Annotated in this window: 1 pseudogene; it reads left to right on the plus strand. The window is 64.4% G+C overall.

Annotated elements, in window-relative coordinates:
- A pseudogene (locus SB822_RS55015) lies at positions 1–308 on the plus strand (aspartate-alanine antiporter); the annotation flags it as partial.
- Positions 309–450 lie beyond the last annotated feature (142 nt).

Genomic DNA, 450 nt, shown 5'->3' on the forward strand with positions numbered 1-450 from the left:
GCCTGAATTCCGGCTTGCAGGCGGTGGTGACCGTCAAGCAGAGCGGCATGACGATCTTCCTGCTCGGCGTATTCGTCACGCTGTTCCCGCTTCTGCTCACGATGCTGTTCGGCCGCTACGTGCTTCGCTACAACAACGCGGCCATCCTGGCGGGCGCGCTGACGGGCTCGCGCAGCGCCAACCCGGCGTTCGGCGGCGTGCTCGACAAGGCGGAAAGCGCGGTGCCGACCGTGCCGTTCGCCATCACGTATGCGATTGCAAACGTCGCGTTGACGTTGCTCGGGCCGCTGGTGGTGGGGCTCGTCTAGCGGAGCGTTGTATCGGTCTCTTCGCGCCGGCCGCGGCATCACGCAGAGCAACTCGCGGCGGCGCTTTCATCTGGCTCATTGGAGAACGCATCATGGCAAAAGAGAAGGGCGACAGCAAACATGGCGATATGGCGCAAGCGGG

This window comes from Paraburkholderia sp. SIMBA_054, assembly GCF_046534875.1.
Lineage (GTDB): Bacteria > Pseudomonadota > Gammaproteobacteria > Burkholderiales > Burkholderiaceae > Paraburkholderia > Paraburkholderia hospita.